This is a genomic window from Streptomyces sp. NPDC045955, from assembly GCF_056430805.1.
On sequence record NZ_JBWKKY010000002.1, the window covers coordinates 137897 to 159932 of the forward strand.

Here is a 22036-nt window from a genome sequence, read left to right on the forward strand (position 1 = left end):
AAGGGTTGACGGCCGGAAGCGCTGAGTGCCTCCGTGAGCCTCTTGGAGCCCCCATCCGTATATCGGGAGTCGGACAAGACCCGTCGAGGGCGGCACATGCGGACTCAGGTACCGGCAAACCCCCATCAGTGTCAGTGCTACCGGTAGACTGGAAGCAATCCCGCCCCAATCGTGGGGACCGTCCGGGAAAAGCTGAGCAACGCTGATCAAGGCTTACCAACGCAACATGCCGCAGCCGCTCCGGCAACCCGCCGACGAGCCCGGCTCGTGCTGTGCCAGAAAGGGCGCTTCGTGGCCGATTCCGGCAACCCCAACGAGAACATCCCGTCCACCGAGGCCCCGGCCGGAGTCGCCGAGGCCTCCGTAACGGCGTCGTACGACGCCAGTGCCATCACCGTCCTCGAGGGTCTGGACGCAGTCCGCAAGCGACCCGGCATGTACATCGGCTCGACCGGTGAGCGAGGACTGCACCACCTCGTGTACGAGGTCGTCGACAACTCGGTCGACGAGGCGCTGGCCGGCCACGCGGACACCATCGACGTGACGATCCTCGCCGACGGCGGTGTCCGGGTCGTCGACAACGGCCGTGGCATCCCGGTGGGCATCGTCGCCTCCGAGGGCAAGCCGGCCCTCGAGGTCGTGCTGACCGTGCTGCACGCGGGCGGCAAGTTCGGCGGTGGCGGCTACGCGGTCTCCGGCGGTCTGCACGGCGTGGGTGTCTCCGTCGTGAACGCGCTGTCCTCGAAGGTCGCCGTCGAGGTCAAGACCGATGGCCACCGCTGGACGCAGGACTACAAGATGGGCGTCCCCACGGCGCCGCTCGCCAAGCACGAGGCCACCGAGGAGACCGGCACCTCGGTCACCTTCTGGGCCGATCCGGACATCTTCGAGACCACGGACTACTCCTTCGAGACCCTCTCGCGGCGCTTCCAGGAGATGGCGTTCCTCAACAAGGGCCTGCGCATCAACCTGACCGACGAGCGTGAGTCCGCGAAGGCCACCTCCGGGGCGGACGAGGCGGGTGCGGACGAGACCGCCGATGTCAAGGCGGTCAAGTACCACTACGAGGGCGGCATCGTCGACTTCGTGAAGTACCTCAACTCCCGCAAGGGTGAAGCGGTTCACCCCACCGTCATCGACCTGGACGCCGAGGACAAGGACAGGCAGCTGTCCCTCGAGGTCGCCATGCAGTGGAACAGCGGCTACACGGAGGGCGTGTACTCCTTCGCCAACATCATCCACACCCACGAGGGCGGTACGCACGAAGAGGGCTTCCGGGCCGCGCTGACCTCGCTGATCAACAAGTACGCGCGCGACAAGCGGCTGCTGCGCGAGAAGGACGACAACCTCACCGGTGACGACATCCGCGAGGGTCTGACCGCGATCATCTCGGTCAAGCTGGGCGAGCCCCAGTTCGAGGGCCAGACGAAGACGAAGCTGGGCAACACCGAGGTCAAGACCTTCGTCCAGAGGGTCGTCTACGAGCACCTGAACGACTGGCTGGACCGCAACCCGAACGAGGCCGCGGACATCATCCGCAAGGGCATCGCGGCGGCCACCGCGCGCGTGGCGGCCCGCAAGGCCCGCGACCTGACCCGTCGTAAGGGCCTGCTGGAGACGGCGTCCCTGCCGGGCAAGCTCTCCGACTGCCAGTCGAACGACCCGACCAAGTGCGAGATCTTCATCGTCGAGGGTGACTCCGCCGGCGGCTCGGCCAAGTCCGGCCGCAACCCGCAGTACCAGGCGATCCTCCCGATCCGCGGCAAGATCCTCAACGTCGAGAAGGCGCGCATCGACCGGATCCTGCAGAACCAGGAGATCCAGGCGATGATCTCCGCGTTCGGCACCGGTGTGCACGAGGACTTCGACATCGAGAGGCTCCGCTACCACAAGATCATCCTGATGGCGGACGCCGACGTCGACGGCCAGCACATCAACACCCTGCTGCTGACCTTCCTGTTCCGCTTCATGCGGCCCCTGGTCGAGGCCGGGCACGTGTACCTCTCCCGTCCGCCGCTCTACAAGATCAAGTGGGGCAAGGACGACTTCGAGTACGCGTACTCCGACCGCGAGCGCGACGCCCTGATCGAGATGGGCCGCCAGGCCGGCAAGCGCATCCGTGACGACTCGGTGCAGCGCTTCAAGGGTCTCGGCGAGATGAACGCCGAGGAGCTGCGCATCACGACCATGGACCAGGAGCACCGCGTCCTCGGCCAGGTCACCCTCGACGACGCCGCCCAGGCCGACGACCTGTTCTCGGTCCTCATGGGTGAGGACGTCGAGGCTCGCCGCGCGTTCATCCAGCGCAACGCCAAGGACGTCCGCTTCCTCGACATCTGAGTCGGTCTCAGCTGACCGCACCAGGAAGGACCTTCACCAGCAATGACCGACGAGAACACTCCCGTGACGACGCCCGAGGGTGACGCCCTGGCCATGCGCGTCGAGCCCGTCGGGCTCGAGACGGAGATGCAGCGCTCGTATCTCGACTACGCGATGTCCGTCATCGTCTCGCGTGCGCTGCCGGACGTCCGCGACGGCCTCAAGCCCGTCCATCGCCGCGTGCTGTACGCCATGTACGACGGCGGTTACCGCCCCGAGCGCGGCTTCTACAAGTGCGCCCGCGTCGTCGGCGACGTCATGGGCAACTACCACCCGCACGGCGACTCCTCCATCTACGACGCGCTGGTGCGTCTCGCCCAGTCGTGGTCGATGCGCATGCCGCTCGTCGACTCCAACGGCAACTTCGGCTCCCCGGGCAACGACCCGGCGGCGGCGATGCGGTACACCGAGTGCAAGATGGCGCCGCTGTCGATGGAGATGGTCCGTGACATCGACGAGGAGACCGTCGACTTCACGGACAACTACGACGGCCGCTCCCAGGAACCGACCGTCCTGCCGGCCCGCTTCCCGAACCTGCTGATCAACGGCTCGGCCGGCATCGCGGTCGGCATGGCGACCAACATCCCGCCGCACAACTTGCGCGAGGTCGCCGCCGGCGCCCAGTGGTACCTGGAGAACCCCGAGGCGTCCCACGAGGAGCTCCTGGACGCGCTCATCGAGCGCATCAAGGGCCCGGACTTCCCGACCGGCGCGCTCGTCGTCGGCCGCCGGGGCATCGAGGAGGCGTACCGCACCGGTCGCGGCTCCATCACCATGCGGGCGGTCGTCGAGGTCGAGGAGATCCAGAACCGCCAGTGCCTGGTGGTCACGGAACTGCCGTACCAGGTCAACCCGGACAACCTCGCCCAGAAGATTGCCGACCTGGTCAAGGACGGCAAGATCGGCGGCATCGCTGACGTCCGCGACGAGACGTCGTCCCGCACGGGCCAGCGGCTCGTCATCGTGCTCAAGAGGGACGCGGTCGCCAAGGTCGTCCTCAACAACCTCTACAAGCACACGGATCTGCAGACGAACTTCGGCGCCAACATGCTGGCGCTGGTGGACGGCGTGCCGCGCACGCTCTCGCTCGACGCGTTCATCCGCCACTGGGTGGCGCACCAGATCGAGGTCATCGTCCGCCGTACGAAGTTCCGCCTGCGCAAGGCCGAGGAGCGGGCGCACATCCTGCGCGGCCTGCTGAAGGCCCTGGACGCCATCGACGAGGTCATCGCGCTGATCCGGCGCAGTGACACCGTCGAGATCGCGCGCGGGGGCCTGATGAGCCTCCTGGAGATCGACGAGATCCAGGCCAACGCCATCCTCGAGATGCAGCTGCGCCGACTGGCCGCCCTGGAGCGCCAGAAGATCGTCCAGGAGCACGACGAGCTCCAGGCGAAGATCACCGAGTACAACGAGATCCTGGCCTCTCCGGTCCGTCAGCGGGGCATCGTCAGCGCCGAACTGGCCGCGATCGTCGAGAAGTACGGCGACGACCGCAAGACCAAGCTGATCCCGTACGAGGGCGACATGTCCATCGAGGACCTGATCGCCGAGGAGGACATCGTCGTCACGGTCACCCGGGGCGGCTACATCAAGCGCACGAAGACCGACGACTACCGCGCCCAGAAGCGCGGTGGCAAGGGCGTGCGCGGCACGAAGCTCAAGGAAGACGACATCGTCGACCACTTCTTCGTGTCCACGACGCACCACTGGCTGCTGTTCTTCACGAACAAGGGCCGTGTCTACCGCGTCAAGGGCTATGAGCTGCCCGACGCCGGCCGGGACGCGCGCGGTCAGCACGTCGCGAACCTGCTCGCCTTCCAGCCCGACGAGGCGATCGCCGAGATCCTGGCTATCCGCGACTACGAGGCGGTTCCGTACCTCGTTCTCGCCACCAAGGCCGGACTTGTGAAGAAGACGCCTCTGAAGGATTACGATTCGCCGCGTTCCGGCGGTGTGATCGCGATCAACCTCCGGTCGATGGAGGACGGTTCGGACGACGAACTGATCGGAGCCGAACTCGTCTCGTCCGACGACGATCTGCTTCTGATCAGCAAGAAGGCACAGTCGATCAGGTTCACCGCCTCGGACGAAACCCTGCGCCCCATGGGCCGTGCCACCTCGGGTGTCAAGGGCATGAGCTTCCGCGAGGGCGACGAGCTGCTCTCGATGAATGTTGTTCGACCCGGTACGTTCGTGTTCACTGCCACCGACGGCGGGTACGCGAAGCGGACCAACGTCGACGAGTACCGCGTCCAGGGTCGCGGCGGCCTCGGCATCAAGGCCGCCAAGATCGTGGAGGACCGTGGATCTCTCGTCGGCGCGCTGGTGGTCGAGGAGACCGACGAGATCCTCGCCATCACGCTGGGCGGCGGTGTGATTCGTACGCGAGTCAACGAGATCAGGGAAACCGGCCGTGACACCATGGGCGTCCAACTGATCAATCTGGGCAAGCGCGATGCCGTCGTCGGCATCGCACGCAACGCCGAGGCGGGGCGCGAGGCGGAGGAAGTCGACGGCGACGTGGTCGTCGACGAGACCGCCGAAGGTGCCGCGACCACCGGCACGGACGAGGGTGAGGCGCCCTCGGCCGAGTAGCACGAGGAGTGAGTCAGCGTGAGCGGAGCCACGGGCGCCGGACCGACCGGTACCCCGAAGGGTACGGATACGGACGACGGCGGCCGTGGCTCCGCCGCGCGTGCGGCGGATCCGCACACGACCAACCTGAAGGCGATCAGGTCCCCGACCAAGGACTCGCCTGACAGGCATGAATCACAGGGGGGAACTGTGACGGACGCCAGAGGTCCGCAGACCCAGCAGCACACCGCTGGAGCGGGCCCGTCCGCATCCGGCGCCCAGCGGCAGCCCGAGCCGGCCGCGCAGGACAAGGGCGCCGCGCAGACGGCCTCCCCCTTGCCCGGGGAACGGCCGGCACAGCAGCAGGCGGGGCCGTACCACCCGCCGCAGGCCTACCCGGCGCAGCCGGCGGCGGCCGGTGCCGGAGCCGGTGCCACCGCCGCTGCCGTACGGCGTCCGCGCACCGGTGCGCGCACCACGCCGCGTGTCCGCAAGGCCCGCCTGCGGGTGGCCAAGGCAGACCCGTGGTCGGTGATGAAGGTCAGCTTCCTGCTCTCCATCGCTCTCGGAATCTGCACGATCGTGGCGGCCGCCGTGCTGTGGATGGTGATGGACGCGATGGGCGTCTTCTCCACGGTCGGCGGCACGATCTCGGAGGCGACCGGCTCCAACGAGTCGAACGGCTTCGACCTCCAGGCCTTCCTGTCGCTGCCCAACGTCCTGTTGTTCACGTCGGTCATCGCGGTCATCGACGTCGTCCTGGCGACGGCCCTCGCGACGCTCGGCGCGTTCATCTACAACCTGTCCGCGGGCTTCGTGGGCGGTGTGGAGCTGACGCTCGCCGAGGACGAGTAGCTCCCCCCGGCGGCGGATGTCGGTGTCCCGACAACCGATTTTGGGACTGCCCATGTCGTGCGCTAATCTTCAGGAGTCAGCGCGCGGGGCACACCCCCGCAGAGCGCGGCGGGGCTATAGCTCAGTTGGTTAGAGCGCATCCCTGATAAGGATGAGGCCACAGGTTCAAATCCTGTTAGCCCCACCAGCGAAAAGAACCCCCAGTCTCAACGGCTGGGGGTTCTTGACATCTACGGCTGACATCAGCCGATGAGTGGATCTTCCAGAAGCTCGGCGAGCATGCCCACCGCTTTGCGCTCACTGTCGCCGACGACGTGCGTGTAGACATCCATGGTCATGCTGATCTGGCTGTGCCGGAGGATCGCCTGAGCGACCTTGGGGTGCACCTTCAGGAAGGCGAGCAGGGTCCCGCAGGTGTGCCGGGCGAGGCGGACCGTGATGCGGCGGACGCCAGCCCGCTTGACGAGCCGATCAAAGGTGCGGGAGAAGCCCACCGGGTCGATCATGCCGCCGTGCTCGGAGGAGAAGATCAGGTCATGGTCCGGCTCCTGGGACCAGTGCTCACCGGCGATCTTCCGTTCCAGGGCTTGCAGCTCGCGCCGCTCCTCCAGGGCCCGGGCGCAGAACTCGGGAAGCGGGAGCACGGCCTGTGAGGACTCCGTCTTGAGGTCCTTGAGGACCAGGCCCACGCCCTTGACCCGCTGCACCTGCTTGACCGGGGTGAAGTGGCCGGCCTCGAAGTCGATGTCCTGCCAGCGCAGCCCGAGCACCTCGCTGCGGCGGAGCCCGAGGACCAGGACGAGGACGCAGGCCGCGTAGAGGCGGTGAGCGCGGACCGACCGCAGGAAGGCGATGGCCTCCCGGGCGTTCCATGCGGTCCCCCTGTCCTTGGTGACCTTGGGCATGTCGACCAGGAGGGCGACGTTGCGCGTGACTAGCTCCTCGCGCATGGCCCGGTTGAGGGCGTTGCGGAGGACGCGGAGGACCTCGAAGCGGGCCGAAGCGCCGACCTTCTCCCGGGCCAGGACCGCCATGAAGGCCCGGATCTGTGCCGGGGTGAGCTTGACCAGCGGCTTCTTGCCGAGGTGAGGCAGCAGGTACAGCCTGACCTTGGACTCGTACTTCACGTACGTGTTGTGCTCGCGTTCCGGCTCAACGATGTGCTTCAGCCAGTAGGCCAACCACTCGCCGAGCGTCCAGGACCGAGAAGGCACCGGGATGCCGTTGCGCTCCTGGTCCTGGAGCTTGCCGAGCTTCTCGTTGGCTTCGTCCCAAGTCCGACCGTAGACGTACTTGCGGACACGGTTGCCGTCGGTGTCCGTCACATACGCGGCGCCCTGGTGACGGCCATCAGACCGCTTGGTGATCGTGCCGCCACCATTGGGCCGACGCTTGGCCATCAGGCAGCCTCCCCGATCTGGCTTGCGATGAAGTCGCCGAGCGCATGAGCCGGGATACGCCGGCACCCGTCGACCTTGATGGACACGAGGCGGTGCGTACGGATCAGGTCGTAGACCTTGGTCCGGCCCACCTTGAGCCGTGCCATGACCTCGGGCACGGTGAGCAGCTCGGGGGCGGCGGTGGTCATGCTTCAGCTCCTTCCAGGTCGAGCAGGGCGGGTAGCTCCTCGCGTGCGATCTCGCGGTTGTGTTGGATGTCGCGGCGGATGTTGGCGGCGAGCCAGGATTCGCCGGGGGTGTGGCCGTGGCCGGCGTAGGACCAGTGGGCGAGGGTCAGGGTGGTTGCCTCCTCGTCGTTGGGGTCGGGCAGGCCGAGGGCTTCGCGTTGTTGGGCTGCGCGGTAGTCGGCGCGGGTCTGGCGCAGGGCGCCGAGGGTGGTGGAGTAGCGGCGGGACTTGGTGGAGAAGTGGCCGCGGAAGCCGAGCATGTGCGCCCAGTCGCGCAGCTTGCGGTCCGGGTAGAGCGGGTGCAGGTCGAGGCAGGCTTCGATCAGCCGGCGGGGGTGGTCGGGCACGTCGAGCAGGATCAGGGCTTCCTTGTTGCCGATGCGGCGGTCGACGGTGCCGGTGGTCTCGGCTGCCTTGGTGGCGTACTTGGCGACGTAGGAGGCGACGGCCTGTTCGGTGATCTCCTCGCCGTCGCCGAAGGCCCGGATGGGGCGTACGTCGACCTGTTTGCCCCAGTGCAGGGCGCGGGCGGGCTGGTCTCCGGCGGCGGGTACGTCGACCGTGACGCGGGCAGCGGCGGCATGAATGGAGTCGGTGAGCAGGTCGAGGGTGGCCCAGGCCGGCGGCGGGTCGTCTGGCCCGTCGGGGCCGTCGAAGCGGATCACGGCGTGGAAGTGCACGGCCCCGCGCTTCTGGTACTCGGCGACCTTGCCGAAGGAGACCCGTGACTGTTCCTTGGCGTCCTTCTGTGTGAGCCCGGCCCGCTTGGCGATCTCGCGGCGCAGGTAGATCGTGAAGTAGCGCCACAGGTCGGAGGCGTGGTTGTTCCACAGCACGGCGCCGGCGTAGTCGTACGTCGCGGCGTCGAGGGGGGTGCCCAGCTCGGGTGCGTCCTCGCCGTGGCGGGTACCGCAGCGGCAGGGCCGGTTCCCGAGACGGTTGTGGACCGGCCCAAACGAGGGCGGGGTCAGGGTGGCGAAGACCCGCGGGTGGTGGCGGATGGTGTGCGGCGTGCCCTTGTCGGGATCGCCGACGAGTCCGGCGCGGATGAGGTGGTAGGTGTCGCCGGCGTAGGTCCAGGCGCAGGCCGGGCAGCGGGAGGCTCGGCGGTTGCCGCAGGCGACGCGGAGCCGGCCTCCGGGTTCGGTGTCCGTCGAGTACGAGTGCAGCACCTGCCCCGTGGTGGCGTCGCGGGTGACGGTGGAGCCTTGCAGGTGGATGGGGTCGGAGCAGCCCCCGGTGCGGTGGATCTGTTCTTGGATGCGGTCGAAGCCGGGGGACCCGGCCACCCTCAGCACGTCGGCGAGGGTGGTCGGGTCCAGGCCCGCCATGGTGGCGGTGTCGGTCACGCGAACACCTCCTGCCGGGCGGTCAGGAAGGCGGTGCCGATCCACTTGGTGAAGGCGGGCGGGATGGCTTCGGTGAGTTCCTCGCGGACGTCGGTCCAGGTGATGCCCATGGCCTGCTGCATCTCGGGCACGGTGGCCTTGCCTCCGCCGTTGCCGTAGGCGGCGACGTAGGGGCCGTCGCGGTGGACGCCGTGGCGGTGGCCGCGCACGTAGCCCCGGTGCTTGGGGTGGGCCGGCTGCGCGGTGTCCCAGCGGCCGAGTTCGAAGTTGCGGTGGCGCAGCACTCCCAGGCCGAACATCTCGCCGCAGAGCGAGAGGTCTTTGCGGATCTCCGCACGGCCGTTCGGCTGTTCCATGACGTACGGCAGGCCGGTGGCGTCGAGCAGTTCGCGGGTGGGTGCGACGAGGTCGGTGTGCGTGCCGCCCCAGCCCTGGGACTGGTTGGTGCCCACGGTGAGGGCGCATCCGGCCTGGCAGGGCGGGGAGGCGTGCACGAGGGTGTAGCGCTCGATGTCGCCGGTGGTGATCAGGTGGGCGAGGTACTCCAGTGCGTCCCCTCGGTGGCAGGGGAAGGGGTAGCGGGGGCGGTCGGCGATGTCGCAGCCGTCGACCGCGAACCCGGCAAGGTGGTATCCCATGGCGGCCCCGCCGGCGCAGGAGAACAGGTCGAGGACGCGTGGCCGTGTGGCGGTCACTGGTCTTCCTCCGTGCGGGTGTGGGCGTCGATCCACTCCTCTGCGCACACCTTGTGGACGGGCTTGCCACGGTCGGAGCGCAGCGGGGTGGGCTTGGTGCAGATCACGCAGGGCTTGTCGCCGCTGTGGTCGAAGTGCTCGGGCGAGCGCCAGTCGAGGAGAGCCACGGCGGTCACCTCCCAACCCGCGCGAGAGCGGCGGGGAGAATGCGGCCGGTGCCCTGGCAGGTCGGGCAGTCGACACGGAGGGTGGCGCGGGTGCCGTCGGCGTGGCGGGTGCCGGTGGTGATGGCGGCGGTGGCGAAGCCGTCGCAGTCGCGGCAGACGGGCGTGTTCTGGGCGTGCTGGGGCATGATGGGGCTTCCCTTTCGGGTCCGTTGGGTCTGGAAGGGGTGCAGGCGCCCGGAGCGGCGGAAGTTTGGCGACCGAGGCCGCTCCGGGGGCCGTTCAGCGGTGGTTGTTGAAGTCCCTGACGATCGAGCGGAGGACGACCGCGACCACGGCGATGGAGACGCCGGTGATGGCGACCGCGAGGAGCATGGAGACCAGGACCGCGCCGACGACGAGGACCACGGCTCCGCCGCCGGCGGCGAGAGCGAGGGCGCTGCCCGGGGTGAGCTGGACCGTCGGGCGGTTCGAGGCCGGGGCGACCGGGACCGGGGCTGGCGTCGACTGGACGGGCGCCGGGGTGTGGACGGTCGGGGCGGCGGCCGTGGCGGGCGGTGCGGTGTCTTGGGGCGGGTACTTCGGTGTGAACACGACGGCGGTTCCCTTCTACTTGAGGACGGTGCCGAGGGCGGGGGCGAGGAAGCTGCCGGCGACGAGGTAGCCGCCCACCAGGAGCACGGCGACCAGCCACCACGGCGGGCGGGCGAGCTTGACGCCGAGCCATCCGACGACGAGCAGGGCGAGCCAGAGCGGTACGTCCATGGCGAGATCTCCTCTCAGGCCTTGCAGCGGTGGGTGCGGGCGGCGAGTTCGGCGCCGGCGCGAGTGTCGTAGTCGGCGGCGAAGCCGCAGCCCGGGGCGGTGCAGGCGGCGGTGTGCTTGTCACGGCCACGGCCGTCGTAAGACGTGGCGACCTGCACCGGGCCGATGCGGATCACGTTGCGGAAGCGGCGGTAGGCGGGCACGGTCGGTTTCTCCTTCCTGGTCAGGTGAGTTGGAGTTCAGCGGCGATGGCATCGGTCGTCGGTGCGGGCAGTTGGAGCCGGGCGGACAGGGCCTCAGCGGGCATCGGTGAGCCGGTGGAGGCCCTGTGGGCGTCGGCGATCTTCCGGGCATGGTCGAGCAGCGCAGCCGGTACAGCAGGGGCGCTGGGCGCGGGCTGTGGCGGGGCGGGGGTCAGCTCCGGCAGGTTCGCGGCGGGGTCCGGGTCGGGGGCGGGTTCGTCGGTGCGGTGCATCTCGACTTCCGGCGCCGTCGGTTCGTCCACAGCCTGTGCAGCAGGAGCGGGCGGGTCGGTCGGTGTGTGGACCAGGAGGGTTCCGCCGAGGAAGGCCAGGGCGGGCCAGCCGGCGACGAGGATGCGCAGCCAGGCGGGCACGTGGTCCAGGTCGAGGAGTCCGGCGGTGGCGATGTTCGCGCCGAGTGAGGCGGTCAGGGCGATGACGAACCAGGTCCAGGCGGAGCGGTCGCGGCGGGCCGTGCGCAGTCGGCGCCAGGCGGCGACAAGGAGCAGGTCGACGCTGACCGGGTAGGCCCAGGCCTTCCAGCCGGTCTGGCCGACGGCTTCGGCCAGGTCGTGCAGGTGGGCGAAGGACAGTGCGCCGGCGATGACGGCCTGGACGAGTACGGCATCCGGGCGGATCGAGCGGGACATGGGGCACCTCCCTTCGCGTCAGTCGGGGGCCTGGCCGGTGCCGAGGCAGGTCAGGCACAGGGCGGCTTGCTGGTCGTCGGTGGGGCGGCCCTTGCGGGCGCCGACGCGGACGGTTTCGCCGATCTCGCCCTTGCCGTCGCAGTCGGGGCACTTCGTGGGTTCGGGCGCCAGGCGGCGGATGTGCTTCCCGGTGGTGGCCACGGCGATCACGCCTCCAGCCGGGGGTAGCTGTGCCCGGCGGGCGGGTAGACACCGGCCGCGCGATCGGCGAACTCGGCGTGCAACGCGCCGGCCAAAGTGATGACGAAGTCGTCCCGCTCGGGGTGGTTGCGCAGGTGGTTGATCAGAGTCTCGAACAGGGCGCCGAGTCGTTTGGCGTCGTCCCGTTCGGTCGGGTCGTAGTCGTCCCAGTGCTTGCGAGGCATCGGGTCCTCCCGGTTTCAGGCATGGCGGGGGTAGGGACCTGGCGCGATGCGGTCGCGCCGACCGTGGTGGAGCGGGGTGTTACTCGGTGACCGGGCGGGGCTTGACCAGCGACGGACCAGCCGCGGGAGCCTCAGCGGGCACCCGGGGGCGGAAGGGTTCGAGGAACGGCAGGTCCGGGACCAGGTGGGCGAACTCCCGGCAGACGGCGACCACTTCGTCCCGCGAGGTTTCCGGGGTGCGGATCTTCGACCAGCCCCCGGAGGGGTCTGCCGCGACCGCGGTTCCGGGGCGGTTCATGGGGATCAGACTCGCGGCCGGAACAGCGTCCGGAGCCACGTCCGCAAGGCCCATCTCGGCGGTCTGCTTGTCGTTGACGCGGTGCACCACACGGCCGGTGAGCTGAGCACGGAGCATGGTGGCACCCTTGCCCAGGTCGGAGCCGAAGCGCTGCCCGCAGATCTCCAGATGGACACCGATGGCACGAGCCATCTGCGCGAGCCGGATCAACGCGGTGACGATCCGCTCCCGACGCTCCTCATCCTTCTTGGAGGAGATCAGGAACAGTTCCGCCACCTCGTCGACCAGGACGACCACCGGCACCGGCCGCACCTCGTCGGGCAGTTCCCACAGGTCCGAGACGCCGTGACGGCTCAGCAGGTCGAACCGGTCTTCCATCTCCGCGACCAGCACGCCGAGCAGTGAGGCGGCATCGTCAGGGGTAGTGACCAGCGCCGACAGCCGGGGCGCGAAGGCGGACTGTTCCACACCGCGCTTGCAGTCGATGCCGACCAGGGCCACCGGCAGTTGCGCCAGCCCCTTGATCAGGTTGCGCTGATACATGGACTTCCCCGAGTGGTTCGCGCCGAGCGTGAGCGCCATCGGGGCCTTGCGGTAGTCCCGCTCGAACGCGGTCCCGTCCTCCCGCACCGCGACCGGCACGGCCATGTCATGCGGGCGGGCCTTGCGCGGCATCCGCACCCGGCGCAGCACGTCATAGCCCGTCATCCGCAGTTCCACGAAGCCGGGCTTCGTCTCGACCACGGTCACCGAGTGGACGCCCCAGGCATGCCGAAGCCGCTCCGAGGAAGCCATCACGTCGGCGGGCTCCAAGCCGGCGGGAAGCCGCAGGGTCACCCGCAGCCCGGTCGACGTGGCGCGCACCCGGCGGATCTTCGGCGGGACCGGCTGCACCTCACGGCGGGCGACACTGCGGGTCATGAACGCCCGCAGACCCGACGGATGCACCGTCAGCCCACACACGTCCATCGTCGAGCGGTACGAGAGGGCGAAGCGACCCCAGGTGACCGGCATCCCGACCAGCGACCAGTACACACGCGGGGCGCGTACCTTCGCGTAGCTGAGACCGCCGGCACCCGCTAAGGCTCCCGTGGCCTCCAGCCACATCGTCAGGTCGGTCATGGTCAGGCCGCCGGGGTGATCGCGACCGCGCGGAACGAGATCCCGTGGCGCTTCTGACCGTTGAACTCGTTCTCCCAGTCACGGGCCTTGAGCCCGATGACCTTGACCGGCATACCCGGCTGGAGACCCTCCGGGTAGCCGGTCTCGGGGATGGTCACCTGGTACAGGTTCCCCTCTCCCTCATCCGAGACCAGCAGACCCACCGTGGACAGACCCGCACCGGTGTCCCGGTCCACGGCCCGCTCACCGGTCTTCTTGTTGGCCATCTTCGGCTCCGGCGCGGTCGCCACGAACACGATGGCGGTCGAGGTGTCGATCTTGAACGACGGCATTTCAGCCTCTCTTCCACTAGGCGAAGCGTGCTAGCTCGCAGGCCCCGTTTGCGTACTAGCTTGCGTCCAGCATGCGCGTACTAGTACGCGCCTGTCAAGTGTCCATCGCTCCAGGTCGTCCGAGATCCCCCGGGACTAGTTGGGGTGGTCGACATAACATGAGGATGCGAGCTAGAACGCGATGAGATCGGGAACTAGCACGCAGGAGAGGAGGAGAGAAGACATGACGCCGAAGGTGCAACGCGCGGCGCCCCCGTTCGTGCAGATCGCGGATCACTTCCGCTTGAAGATCAAGGAGGGGGAGCTTCCGCAGGAATCCAAGCTGCCGTCCATCGCCGACATCGCACGTGAATGGGGGGTGGCCACGGCTACGGCGGCGAAAGCGGTGAAGCAGCTTCAGGAAGAGGGCTACGTGCGGTCGTCCTCGCAAGGCACGTTCGTCGACCTAGGTAGGAAGTTGACGAGCGGCCCGGATCGCCTTCAGATGCTGCGGGCGACAGGCAGTGGGTTTCGCCCCGGCGAACACGTCGAGATCCTGAGTGCCGAATTGGTTGTGGCGCCTGCACATGTCGCAGAGGCGCTGAAGCTCGACGAGGGGGCGCAGGTCGTTCAGCGACGGCGGGTCTACCGGGACGAGGATGGGGTGGTGGCAGTATCCACCTCGTGGCTCGCTGGCGAGATGGCCGAAGCCGCCCCAGAACTTATCGAGTTGGGTCCCCTTCCCAAGATGACATTCGGCTTGATCGAGGAGCGGACAGGTCGACGCGCGGTCCGACGGCGCGACGTGGTGGCCATGTGCCCGGTGCCTGAAGACATCGCCGAGGTGCTCGGCGCCGAGACGGGGGCGCAAGCCCTCACGATGACCAACCATTACTGGGACCAGCATGGCGAGCCCACGGAGTACGCCCAGGACTTCCTTGGTGCTGGGCGAGAACTTTCCGCTGAGTACGCACTCGACTGAGCTGAACGACGGCGGCGGAGCTGTTACAGGTTTCTCTACCTCATCAAGCCCCGGCTGCGCTCCGCTCCGCCGGGCGCGCTTCCCGGCTCCGCTGCGCGCTGCGCTCCTGCCTTCGGCCCGCTCCGCGCACGCTGCGCCGACGCGCACCCACATGTGGATAGGGCCGGTGGCCATGAGTCGATCACCGCATAGAGCGGCCCAAGGTCAAGGCAATGCCTCCGGCGGGGGATCGGCCGGCACCGGGATGGAGGGGGCGCCGTTTCCGCCCGCGGGTCCGTAGTGGCGTGCGCGGGGAGCTCCCATCCCGCCCACCGTCGACCCAGGCGAAGCCGAGCAGACGCGGCCCATGGCGTCCAGGTCGTTCGTACAGTGGCGCGCTCCACCTGGACGCCATGAACCACGCCCGCTCCACATGCGTGTGGGTCGACGGCGGACGGGATGGGAGCTAGGAAGGTCTGTGGTTGATGGAGGTGGGGAAAGTACGGTGTGTCTGGCTGCCCGACAAGGTAGGAGCTGCCCTTGATCCCCACCGTCGACATCGACGTCGACCCCACGTTTCCCGCGAACTTGGCCATGGGCTTGCCCGATGAAGAGGACGTAGACGAAGAGGGCTACGGCTTCTTCCGCGGAGTCTGGACCATCGGGGAGGTGAGCCTTGAGGAAGCGGTTGGCATGATCGAAGAGGAGAAAGGCCTTGTCAACCTCGTAGATCAGGCAAGCCGAACTGAGGCTGAGTTTGAAGCCCTTGCCAAGGCAGTGGAGGTAGGGGAACTCGATTACCTGCCAGCCGGCTACGCTGCACAACACCCGGATAGCGAGCTTGTTCGAGTCGTTGGTGAAAATGCCGAAGATGGGTCGCCCCTTGACGCTCTCGAACTCGGCGTGGCAGGGCTGTCATACGCCCTGACGTCTGTCGGATGCTTCACCGCAGCGAGCTGCCGTAGCCACTACTCCGATCATTCGTGGTCAGACCGACCAGTGGTCTTCTTCGCTGCCGAGCGCCCCACTGTCCATTGGATCACTCCCCTGGTACGCGAAAGCGGGTGCGGCTTCGCAAACGGCAGCAGCCGAGCGGACAGACTGCTGATCGTTGAAGCGCCCTCAATCACGAACTTCATGGACCTGGCCAGCCGCATTGTTCAGAAGGCCGAGCGGCAGCAACCTGTCAAGCCCCCCGCTGGTGTCTGACACCAACGGCTGACACCAACAGCGACGAACGGAGCTGAACGAGAGCGGTCCGGGGCGACCATCACATGGCCGTCAGACTGGGACTCCTCCAGCTACCAGGGACACCGTGATCGACCTGATAAGGATGAGGCCACAGGTTCAAATCCTGTTAGCCCCACCAGCGAAAAGACCCCCGGCCCACTTGGGCCGGGGGTCTTTGACGTCTACGGCTGACTACCAGCCAGCAGCCAGCTCAGGGGCTTCTGAGGCCGCTGTGACGCCTGTTGACGCTCCGGCGCTTCTTCAGTGAGGCCGGTCGGCCTCCCGGAGTCATTCCCTTGGGGGGAACCTTGACAAGAAGCACCATGCCCAGACGCGTCCTGGCCCGGACGGTGGGTGTCGTCGCGGCGTTGGCCGTCGCGCTCGCGGTCGCGCCGCTGGCGGGCACCGCGCAGGCCTACGGCGCGGCGTCGGGAACGCTGAGCTTCAGCGGTGACGCGGGTGAGCCCATATCCGGCGGTCAGTCCTACGCGTACGCGGCCGGAGCCGTCCAGATGTTCGACGTCCAGGGCAGCACGGACGGGAACAGCCTCACCGTCGCCGTCGACGCGGAGCAGGGCACGCTGTGGCGTCTCATCGTCGCCGCCCCTGATGGCCAGAGGCTGACCGAGGGCACGACGTACACCGGGGCGAAGCAGTGGCCCGACGCACAGCCGGAGGATCCGGAACTGGTGTTCAGCGGGATCGACAACGGGACCGAGAAGGGGTGCAACACCAACTCCGGTTCCTTCACCATCGAGCACATCGCCTTCGGCCCCTACGGCTACGTCAGCGAGCTCGATGTCACCTTCGAGCAGTACTGCAACGGCTCGACGGTGCCTCTGCGCGGTGCGGTGCACGCGGTCATGCCCGAACCCCCGGCCGAACTCGCCATGGGGATGACCCTCGATCCCGAGGGCACGGTGCAGGTCCCCGGGGGGCGGATCACCGTAGGCGGCACCGTGACGTGCAACAAGCCCGCGAGCGTCTCGCTCGCCGGCCAGGTCTTCCAGATCCAGAAGAAGGGGACACCGGGCGCTTCCTACCAGACGACCGTGGCCTGCACCCCGGGTGCGCCCGTCCCGTGGTCGGTCAGCCTGACCAGCCAGGAGCCCGGCACCTCGTTCCAGCCCGGTACCGCGACGATGCGCAGCAGGGCCCGGGCGGATGACCGGGACTACCCGGTGACGGTCGACACCGGACAGCAGGAGTCACAGATCACGCTCTCCAAGGGCTGATCGCCGTTGAAGAAGGCCCGGTGGCTCCTCGGAGCCACCGGGCCTGTACGCGCGTCGCCGGAGGTTCCGGTGATCTCAGCGCTGCAGCGGAGTGAGATGGTCCGCCGGGTCGCCGTCACCGTCGGCGTCGGTGTCGTCGTCGCTGCAGTCGGAGGTGGGTGCCGCCGTCGTGTCCGCGAGCGGGCGGTGGCGGCAGCTGGGGGACTTTCCGTGGGCCTCTGCGTGGATGCGCTGCTTCATCGTGGGGGGCAGGGCCTTGGCGTAGGACAAGGACCAGGGGGCGGCCGCCGCCGGTGCCGTCCGCTGCTGCGGGATGAGCGCGCTGTTGCGCTTCTGCTCGGCCTGCGGTACCGCCGCCGCGGCGGTCGTGGTGACGAATCCGAGCGCCGTGCACAGCGCGAGGAAGGCGGTGACGATGGCGGTCCACAGCTTCATGACCTTGTTCCGGGCCATAACCCCTCACTTTCGGGTTGGGCGATTTGCGTACTTTCCTCATGATGTGTATGGGGGGCGAGAAGTGGTGGACCGACGCCCGTGGCGCGTCGATGTTCAGATGAACACCACCCGGATGGACGCAAGAGGGGAGAAAAGCTGAGGAAGGAGGAGAAAAGCGGTCGAAGTAACCGAACCGTCGGCGTGTGATCACTCTCCGGCCGGATCGGTGGACTCCGCTTCTATGGCGGTTCCCCCGGCGGGAGTTGAGGGCCGACTCAGGTCACCGATCGGTATCGGTCGGTGTGTATAGTCGGGCGCCAGAGGTCCCCTACGTCAAGGAAAGACGAGGTCGCGCGGTGAAGAAGCTTCTCCTGGTCGCACTGGCCGCCATCGGCGGGCTCCTCGTGTACCGCCAGATCCAGGCGGATCGCGCCGAGCAGGATCTGTGGACGGAGGCGACTGACTCCGTGCCCACGGGTTCGTGAGTCACGACATCCCAAAGCGAGCACACCCCGGCCGCCTCGCGGTCGGGGTTTCGTGTGTTTGGGCGGACGGCGGGGCGGTGGACGCGGCGGCGGGGCAGGATGGGCCACGGTTCCTCGATGCGGGGAATCACGGCGGTTCTGCGGTCCGGTGACGTGAGGGGTGGCGTGTGAGGGGACGGTGTCGTACGGCTTGGGGGCGTGCGGCGTGGGGGCGAGCGGGTGTGCGGCGTGGTAGTCGCGGTCGGCGTCCGCCGGTGGTCGTGCGCCTGGGCGCCGTGGCGGTGGTGCTGGGCACGACGGCTGCCGTGGTGCCCGGCCAGGCCGCCCTGGCCGCCGCCGGGGAGTCCGCTACGGCGCAGTCGCCGAGCCCGTACGCCTTCGCCGATGGCGCCCGGAGCATCAAGGGGGCGAGGAGCACCGCCGACGCCGTGTCGCTGACACCCGGCACGACCTACAAGAGCTCCCTCCCGAGCAGCGGCAAGGTCAGCTACCGCCTCCAGCTGGACGCCACGTCGAACGCGTACGTCTCCGTCACCGCCGTCCCCTCCCCCGGCAGCACCGTCTCCGTCATCGACGGGCTCAAGGTGTCCGTGCAGGACGACGACGGCACCCCCTGCTCCAGCGACACCGCGAATTTCGGCGCCGCCCGCAGCCCGCACCCGATCGCGGCGTGGGGCCGGCGCGAGATCTCGCCCACGAAGCCGCTGTGCCGGGAGGCCGGGAACTACTACGTGTCCGTCGAGCGCGCCGACCCGAAGGGCGAGGGCTCCTCGCCCGACGCCTGGGACCTGGAACTCGTCGCCATGACGGAGCCCCGGACGGAGAAGACCGGGCCGACCAGCGCACCCGAGGTGTGGAATTCCGCCTCGCCCCAGCCGCTCCAGGAGGAAGCCGAGGACCGCCGGGGCGGTGCGGGGTTCGCCGGGGCGACCCCGCTGGACCAGGGAGTCTGGCGGGATGACATCCGGCCCGGCCAGACGCTCTTCTACGAGGTGCCGGTCGACTGGGGCCAGCAGCTCCACGTCACCGCCGAGCTGGGCAGCACGGCCTCCGACGGCACCGGCTACACGTCCGACGCGCTGGACCTGGCCCTGTACAACCCGGCGCGCGGCCCCGTAGCCGACGTGGGCGTCGGCTACAACGGCGGCCAGAAGTCCGGCAGCCTTCCTCCCCTGCCGCCGGTCGACCACGCCAACCGCTACGCCGTCATCAACAAGGTCGGTGCGATGCGCTTCGCCGGCTCCTACTACCTTGTCGCGCACCTCGCGGAGAGCGTCGCCGACAGCTTCGGGGACGGGCCGTTCCCGATGACCCTGCGGGTCCGGGTGAGCGGTCAGCCGGGCGGCGGGCCCGACTACGTGGGGGAGTCCGAGCCGCAGGGCGTCTTCGAGGTCTCTGACGAGGACCGGGAGGCTGCGGCCGAGGGCGTGGCCGGGGGCGATGACACCACGCTACGGGTCGTCGCCGTCGGCGGCATCGGCACCGGGAGCGCGCTCCTGGTGGGGCTCGGGGTGTGGGCCGCGGTGGCTCGGCGGAGGAGCGCCGGGTGAGCGCCTGATGTCCGCGAGGGTTCAGATGCGGGTCAGGGCCCAGAACCCTACGGCGTAGCAGGCAAGGGCGAGGAGCAGGAGGGGGACCGCCACCTTGGCCGGCGGGCCGGGGCGGCGGGGGCGGTGTGCCCGGTGCCGTGAAGTGCCCTGGCCGGGTGGAGTCCCTGGTCCCGACGGTGGGGCTTGCGGAGTCGGGGTCTGCGCGGTGTACGGGGCTGTGGAGGTGTGGGTGGGTTGCTGTGTCGCCGGGGGCAGCGGCTGGCTGGGATAGGCCGCGTGGTGCGGGTACGCAGGAGGCACCGGCTGCGACGGGGACAAGGGGTGTGTGGGGTCATAGGGGGAGTAGAGGGCCTGCTGGTGTGAGGCCTGTGCCTGTGCTTCTGTTCGCGCCTGTGCCTGTGCGTCATGACCCGGCGTGGGGGAGCTGGTGCCCGTGGCCTGCGGCGGCGGCAGGTGGAAGCTGCCGGTGTCCGACATGGAGGGCGGCTGAGAGGGAGTGGCCGGCGGGGCGGTGTCCTGGCCGGGGCCGGGCTGTACGGCCGGTGCGGCCGGGCCTTGCCGCGACGCCGACGCGCCCGTTCCCGAGGGGGCCGGGGTCTCCTGACGGGAGTGTTGCTCGTGAGCCGGACGGTACCGTTCCTCGTTCGTGGCCGGGCCGGCCGGTTCGCCCTCTCTCGGAGGCAGACCCCGCGCTCTCTCCAGCGGGCCGTCCGGCGCGAAACCCGGGGGCAGCGGGCCGAGTTGGTCGAAGATCTCGATCAGTTCGTCGTCCGGGCCGGGCTCGGGGAGGAGCTCCGCGGCGGCGGCGAGCGCCTTGCGCGCTCCCGTGGCCGTACGGAACCGGGCCTGCGGGTCCGGCTGGAGCAGCATGGCCACCACCTGCCACAGCGGCTCCGGGATGCCCTTGGGCGCACCGGGAGTCCCGTGCTCGGCGAAGTACTGGATGAGCGCCTTGCTGTCCGGCTTGGCGCCCTCCAGCAGATACAGCGCGACCAGGCCTACGGCGAACAGGTCGGCGGGGAAGTCCGGCTCCGCGCCCATCATCTGCTCGGGTGCGAGATAACCGGGCGTCCCCACCACGAGGTTGGTCTCGGTCAGGCGGGGCTCGCCCAGCCGCATCGCGATGCCGAAGTCGGACAGCCGCAGCCGCGGCCGGCCCGTGCCGGTGGCTTCCAGCAGGATGTTGGCGGGTTTGACGTCGCGGTGCACGACGTCCTCCGCGTGGACCGCGGCCAGGCCCGCCAGCAGCTGGTCGAGCAGCGTGCAGACGAAGGCCGGCGGCAGAGGCCCGTAGTCCCCGACGAGGTGGACCAGTGAGCCGCCCGCGACCAGGTCCATGGTGAACAGGACCTTGTCGTCGTCGGCGGCCCAGCTGGTCGGGGCGAGCACATGGGGGTGGTCGATCCGCAGTGCCTGTTCTCGGACGAAGCGCAGCAGCGAGTGCGCGTCGCTCTGGAGCAGGACCTTGGCGGCCACATAGCGGCGGCGGCGGTGGTCCCAGGCACGCCAGACGGCGCCGACCCCTCCGCGCCCGATCGGATCGACCAGTTCGTACCGGCCGGCGAACACCTCACCCATGGCTGTACGTCGCTCCTCCCCCTGTGGTCTCCCCCCTTGCTTCCCCCTCGACGAGCATGACGACTCCCCGACGGGCGAAACGGCTCCCTGCGCCCCCCCAATGAATCCCCCGATGAGCGATACACATCCCCCTCGCGTCGAACGGTCCCCCGTACGAAACACGCCCCCTCGTGTCCGCCCGTACCGTGACGCAGCCCCCGTCACCTCACCCGAAGCCCGGTGCCGAACCCCCTTCGGCGGCCGGGTGACGGGATCAGTTCTGGTGGGACTGGTAGTGCGCGACCGCGTCCGACGTGCGGCCGGCGCCGTACACCCGGAGGAACTCGGCCAGCTCCGGGTGGGTCGGGGCGAGCGTCTCCGCGGCGTCGATGATGTCACCCGCCGCCGCGACCGAGCGCAGCAGCGACTGGATCTCCCGGACGACCCGCTTGACCGTGGGCGCCCCTGAACTGCTCGTCGTCTGCGTGGTGTTGCTGAGCACCGAACCCCCCTGTGACTTCTTGATCTCCTCCATGCGCTCCGTGGCCTCGGCCGCGCTCACGCTGCCGTCCGCGACCTGCCCCGCCAGGTCCTGGAGCAGCTGCACCCGCTGCACCACGGCGGGGTTGCCGATCTTCGCCCGCTGGCCGCTCATGAGCTGCGACAACATAGGTGCGGACAGTCCCAGAACCCCCGCGAGACGAGCCTGGTTGAGACCAAGATCGTCGATGAGCCTACGGAAGAGCGCCCCCAGCGGCTCCCCGTACCAGTTCCGCTGCAGTTCCCGCGCTCTTGCGGTGGCTTCCTGCTGTGCGGCGTCCATTGCGTCTCCCCATCGCTTCCCCAAGTACGGCGGTTCGCGGTAGCGAACCACGCCGAGCATCTTACGGAGAGTGGTCGGCGACGGGGACCCCCAATCCTTTTGCGGAATCATGGGGGTGACCCGGTACTCTGGTCTCCGACGCCCGCCGGGACAAGATTTTCTCCGGACGGACGTTCCTCTTCCGGGGCCTTAGCTCAGTTGGTAGAGCGCTGTCTTTGCATGGCAGATGTCAGGGGTTCGACTCCCCTAGGCTCCACTCTCAGAGCCCTCCGAACTGCGAAAACGTGGTTTGGGGGGCTTT

At 68.9% G+C, this 22036-nt stretch carries 25 protein-coding genes and 2 tRNA genes; 10 read left to right on the plus strand and 17 right to left on the minus strand.

Annotated features, from left to right (window positions below; all coding sequences use genetic code 11):
* Nucleotides 1-267: 267 nt before the first annotated feature.
* The 4 genes from gyrB to AC07F0_RS03935 all read left to right on the plus strand — a co-directional run bounded on the left by gyrB (nucleotide 268) and on the right by AC07F0_RS03935 (nucleotide 5998).
* Nucleotides 268-2340, plus strand: a complete 2073-nt coding sequence (gene gyrB, locus AC07F0_RS03920; RefSeq protein ID WP_436727371.1) for a DNA topoisomerase (ATP-hydrolyzing) subunit B — start codon at nucleotides 268-270, stop codon at nucleotides 2338-2340.
* Between the two features lie 42 nt (nucleotides 2341-2382).
* Nucleotides 2383-4977 carry a DNA gyrase subunit A gene (gene gyrA, locus AC07F0_RS03925; RefSeq protein WP_478973848.1) on the plus strand — a complete coding sequence of 865 codons (2595 nt, stop codon included), beginning with the start codon at nucleotides 2383-2385 and terminating at the stop codon, nucleotides 4975-4977.
* A gap of 18 nt (nucleotides 4978-4995) precedes the next feature.
* The gene (locus AC07F0_RS03930; protein ID WP_478973851.1) at nucleotides 4996-5811 is read left to right on the plus strand and encodes a DUF3566 domain-containing protein; all 816 of its coding nucleotides are present in this window, start codon (nucleotides 4996-4998) and stop codon (nucleotides 5809-5811) included.
* Between the two features lie 110 nt (nucleotides 5812-5921).
* Nucleotides 5922-5998: transfer RNA gene (locus AC07F0_RS03935), tRNA-Ile, on the plus strand.
* Between the two features lie 55 nt (nucleotides 5999-6053).
* On the opposite strand, the gene AC07F0_RS03940 is transcribed toward AC07F0_RS03935, so the two are convergent.
* The 14 genes from AC07F0_RS03940 to AC07F0_RS04005 form a co-directional block, all read right to left on the minus strand.
* Nucleotides 6054-7211: a tyrosine-type recombinase/integrase gene (locus AC07F0_RS03940; protein ID WP_478973854.1), complete on the minus strand. Its 1158-nt coding sequence runs from the start codon at nucleotides 7209-7211 to the stop codon at nucleotides 6054-6056.
* The gene (locus AC07F0_RS03945; RefSeq protein WP_030898216.1) at nucleotides 7211-7399 is read right to left on the minus strand and encodes a helix-turn-helix domain-containing protein; all 189 of its coding nucleotides are present in this window, start codon (nucleotides 7397-7399) and stop codon (nucleotides 7211-7213) included. The genes AC07F0_RS03940 and AC07F0_RS03945 overlap by 1 nt, the downstream gene beginning before the upstream one ends.
* The gene (gene repSA, locus AC07F0_RS03950; RefSeq protein WP_478973857.1) at nucleotides 7396-8787 is read right to left on the minus strand and encodes a replication initiator protein RepSA; all 1392 of its coding nucleotides are present in this window, start codon (nucleotides 8785-8787) and stop codon (nucleotides 7396-7398) included. Before repSA ends, AC07F0_RS03945 begins: the two co-directional genes overlap by 4 nt.
* The gene (locus AC07F0_RS03955; protein WP_478973860.1) at nucleotides 8784-9482 is read right to left on the minus strand and encodes a DNA methylase; all 699 of its coding nucleotides are present in this window, start codon (nucleotides 9480-9482) and stop codon (nucleotides 8784-8786) included. The genes repSA and AC07F0_RS03955 overlap by 4 nt, the downstream gene beginning before the upstream one ends.
* Nucleotides 9479-9649 (minus strand): hypothetical protein, encoded by a 171-nt coding sequence (locus AC07F0_RS03960; RefSeq protein WP_478973863.1) that lies wholly within the window; start codon nucleotides 9647-9649, stop codon nucleotides 9479-9481. The genes AC07F0_RS03955 and AC07F0_RS03960 overlap by 4 nt, the downstream gene beginning before the upstream one ends.
* 5 nt (nucleotides 9650-9654) lie before the next feature.
* Nucleotides 9655-9834: a hypothetical protein gene (locus AC07F0_RS03965; protein ID WP_478973865.1), complete on the minus strand. Its 180-nt coding sequence runs from the start codon at nucleotides 9832-9834 to the stop codon at nucleotides 9655-9657.
* 94 nt (nucleotides 9835-9928) lie between these two features.
* A complete protein-coding gene (locus tag AC07F0_RS03970) occupies nucleotides 9929-10240 on the minus strand; it encodes a SpdD protein (protein WP_478973867.1) in 312 nt (103 codons plus the stop codon).
* A 15-nt stretch (nucleotides 10241-10255) separates the two neighbouring features.
* Nucleotides 10256-10411 carry a hypothetical protein gene (locus AC07F0_RS03975; protein ID WP_086083352.1) on the minus strand — a complete coding sequence of 52 codons (156 nt, stop codon included), beginning with the start codon at nucleotides 10409-10411 and terminating at the stop codon, nucleotides 10256-10258.
* A gap of 14 nt (nucleotides 10412-10425) precedes the next feature.
* Nucleotides 10426-10614, minus strand: coding sequence for a mobile element transfer protein (locus AC07F0_RS03980; RefSeq protein WP_193505178.1), 189 nt, complete (start codon nucleotides 10612-10614; stop codon nucleotides 10426-10428).
* A 20-nt stretch (nucleotides 10615-10634) separates the two neighbouring features.
* Nucleotides 10635-11303, minus strand: coding sequence for a DUF2637 domain-containing protein (locus AC07F0_RS03985; protein ID WP_478973870.1), 669 nt, complete (start codon nucleotides 11301-11303; stop codon nucleotides 10635-10637).
* Between the two features lie 18 nt (nucleotides 11304-11321).
* Complete coding sequence (locus AC07F0_RS03990; protein WP_478973872.1) at nucleotides 11322-11504, minus strand: hypothetical protein; 183 nt, start codon at nucleotides 11502-11504, stop codon at nucleotides 11322-11324.
* A 5-nt stretch (nucleotides 11505-11509) separates the two neighbouring features.
* Complete coding sequence (locus AC07F0_RS03995) at nucleotides 11510-11728, minus strand: hypothetical protein (RefSeq protein ID WP_478973875.1); 219 nt, start codon at nucleotides 11726-11728, stop codon at nucleotides 11510-11512.
* 79 nt (nucleotides 11729-11807) lie between these two features.
* Nucleotides 11808-13148: an FtsK/SpoIIIE domain-containing protein gene (locus AC07F0_RS04000; RefSeq protein WP_478973877.1), complete on the minus strand. Its 1341-nt coding sequence runs from the start codon at nucleotides 13146-13148 to the stop codon at nucleotides 11808-11810.
* Nucleotides 13149-13150: 2 nt separating this feature from the next.
* A complete protein-coding gene (locus AC07F0_RS04005) occupies nucleotides 13151-13480 on the minus strand; it encodes an SCO3933 family regulatory protein (RefSeq protein WP_193505173.1) in 330 nt (109 codons plus the stop codon).
* A 223-nt stretch (nucleotides 13481-13703) separates the two neighbouring features.
* Between AC07F0_RS04005 and AC07F0_RS04010 the strand changes: the two genes are divergently transcribed.
* The 3 genes from AC07F0_RS04010 (at nucleotide 13704) to AC07F0_RS04020 (ending at nucleotide 16885) form a co-directional block, all read left to right on the plus strand.
* Nucleotides 13704-14441 carry a GntR family transcriptional regulator gene (locus tag AC07F0_RS04010; protein ID WP_478973880.1) on the plus strand — a complete coding sequence of 246 codons (738 nt, stop codon included), beginning with the start codon at nucleotides 13704-13706 and terminating at the stop codon, nucleotides 14439-14441.
* A gap of 519 nt (nucleotides 14442-14960) precedes the next feature.
* Nucleotides 14961-15629, plus strand: a complete 669-nt coding sequence (locus AC07F0_RS04015; protein WP_478973882.1) for a hypothetical protein — start codon at nucleotides 14961-14963, stop codon at nucleotides 15627-15629.
* 344 nt (nucleotides 15630-15973) lie between these two features.
* Complete coding sequence (locus AC07F0_RS04020) at nucleotides 15974-16885, plus strand: hypothetical protein (RefSeq protein WP_478973885.1); 912 nt, start codon at nucleotides 15974-15976, stop codon at nucleotides 16883-16885.
* A gap of 75 nt (nucleotides 16886-16960) precedes the next feature.
* Here the strand turns inward: AC07F0_RS04020 and AC07F0_RS04025 are convergent, their stop codons facing one another.
* On the minus strand, nucleotides 16961-17338 hold the full coding sequence (locus AC07F0_RS04025) for a DUF6344 domain-containing protein (RefSeq protein ID WP_478973888.1): 378 nt from the start codon (nucleotides 17336-17338) through the stop codon (nucleotides 16961-16963).
* Between the two features lie 338 nt (nucleotides 17339-17676).
* On the opposite strand from AC07F0_RS04025, the gene AC07F0_RS04030 reads away from it, so the two are divergent.
* Nucleotides 17677-17805, plus strand: coding sequence for a DLW-39 family protein (locus AC07F0_RS04030; protein ID WP_003999697.1), 129 nt, complete (start codon nucleotides 17677-17679; stop codon nucleotides 17803-17805).
* Nucleotides 17806-18059: 254 nt separating this feature from the next.
* Nucleotides 18060-19355 carry a hypothetical protein gene (locus AC07F0_RS04035; RefSeq protein ID WP_478973891.1) on the plus strand — a complete coding sequence of 432 codons (1296 nt, stop codon included), beginning with the start codon at nucleotides 18060-18062 and terminating at the stop codon, nucleotides 19353-19355.
* Between the two features lie 21 nt (nucleotides 19356-19376).
* Here AC07F0_RS04035 and AC07F0_RS04040 read toward each other — a convergent pair whose 3' ends face one another.
* Complete coding sequence (locus AC07F0_RS04040) at nucleotides 19377-20933, minus strand: serine/threonine-protein kinase (protein ID WP_478973893.1); 1557 nt, start codon at nucleotides 20931-20933, stop codon at nucleotides 19377-19379.
* Nucleotides 20934-21186: 253 nt separating this feature from the next.
* Nucleotides 21187-21735, minus strand: coding sequence for a helix-turn-helix domain-containing protein (locus AC07F0_RS04045; protein ID WP_243380052.1), 549 nt, complete (start codon nucleotides 21733-21735; stop codon nucleotides 21187-21189).
* A gap of 183 nt (nucleotides 21736-21918) precedes the next feature.
* On the opposite strand from AC07F0_RS04045, the gene AC07F0_RS04050 reads away from it, so the two are divergent.
* A tRNA-Ala gene (locus AC07F0_RS04050) sits at nucleotides 21919-21991 on the plus strand.
* Nucleotides 21992-22036 lie beyond the last annotated feature (45 nt).

Bases quoted from the DNA above. Each gene is read 5' to 3' on its own strand.
- gyrA (WP_478973848.1), top strand. From the start codon at position 2,383: ATGACCGACGAGAACACTCCCGTGACGACGCCCGAGGGTGACGCCCTG.
- AC07F0_RS03940 (WP_478973854.1), bottom strand. From the start codon at position 7,211: ATGGCCAAGCGTCGGCCCAATGGTGGCGGCACGATCACCAAGCGGTCT.
- AC07F0_RS03945 (WP_030898216.1), bottom strand. From the start codon at position 7,399: ATGACCACCGCCGCCCCCGAGCTGCTCACCGTGCCCGAGGTCATGGCA.
- AC07F0_RS03965 (WP_478973865.1), bottom strand. From the start codon at position 9,834: ATGCCCCAGCACGCCCAGAACACGCCCGTCTGCCGCGACTGCGACGGC.
- AC07F0_RS03975 (WP_086083352.1), bottom strand. From the start codon at position 10,411: ATGGACGTACCGCTCTGGCTCGCCCTGCTCGTCGTCGGATGGCTCGGC.
- AC07F0_RS03985 (WP_478973870.1), bottom strand. From the start codon at position 11,303: ATGTCCCGCTCGATCCGCCCGGATGCCGTACTCGTCCAGGCCGTCATC.
- AC07F0_RS03995 (WP_478973875.1), bottom strand. From the start codon at position 11,728: ATGCCTCGCAAGCACTGGGACGACTACGACCCGACCGAACGGGACGAC.
- AC07F0_RS04000 (WP_478973877.1), bottom strand. From the start codon at position 13,148: ATGACCGACCTGACGATGTGGCTGGAGGCCACGGGAGCCTTAGCGGGT.
- AC07F0_RS04005 (WP_193505173.1), bottom strand. From the start codon at position 13,480: ATGCCGTCGTTCAAGATCGACACCTCGACCGCCATCGTGTTCGTGGCG.
- AC07F0_RS04010 (WP_478973880.1), top strand. From the start codon at position 13,704: ATGACGCCGAAGGTGCAACGCGCGGCGCCCCCGTTCGTGCAGATCGCG.
- AC07F0_RS04020 (WP_478973885.1), top strand. From the start codon at position 15,974: ATGCCCAGACGCGTCCTGGCCCGGACGGTGGGTGTCGTCGCGGCGTTG.
- AC07F0_RS04025 (WP_478973888.1), bottom strand. From the start codon at position 17,338: ATGGCCCGGAACAAGGTCATGAAGCTGTGGACCGCCATCGTCACCGCC.
- AC07F0_RS04040 (WP_478973893.1), bottom strand. From the start codon at position 20,933: ATGGGTGAGGTGTTCGCCGGCCGGTACGAACTGGTCGATCCGATCGGG.
- AC07F0_RS04045 (WP_243380052.1), bottom strand. From the start codon at position 21,735: ATGGACGCCGCACAGCAGGAAGCCACCGCAAGAGCGCGGGAACTGCAG.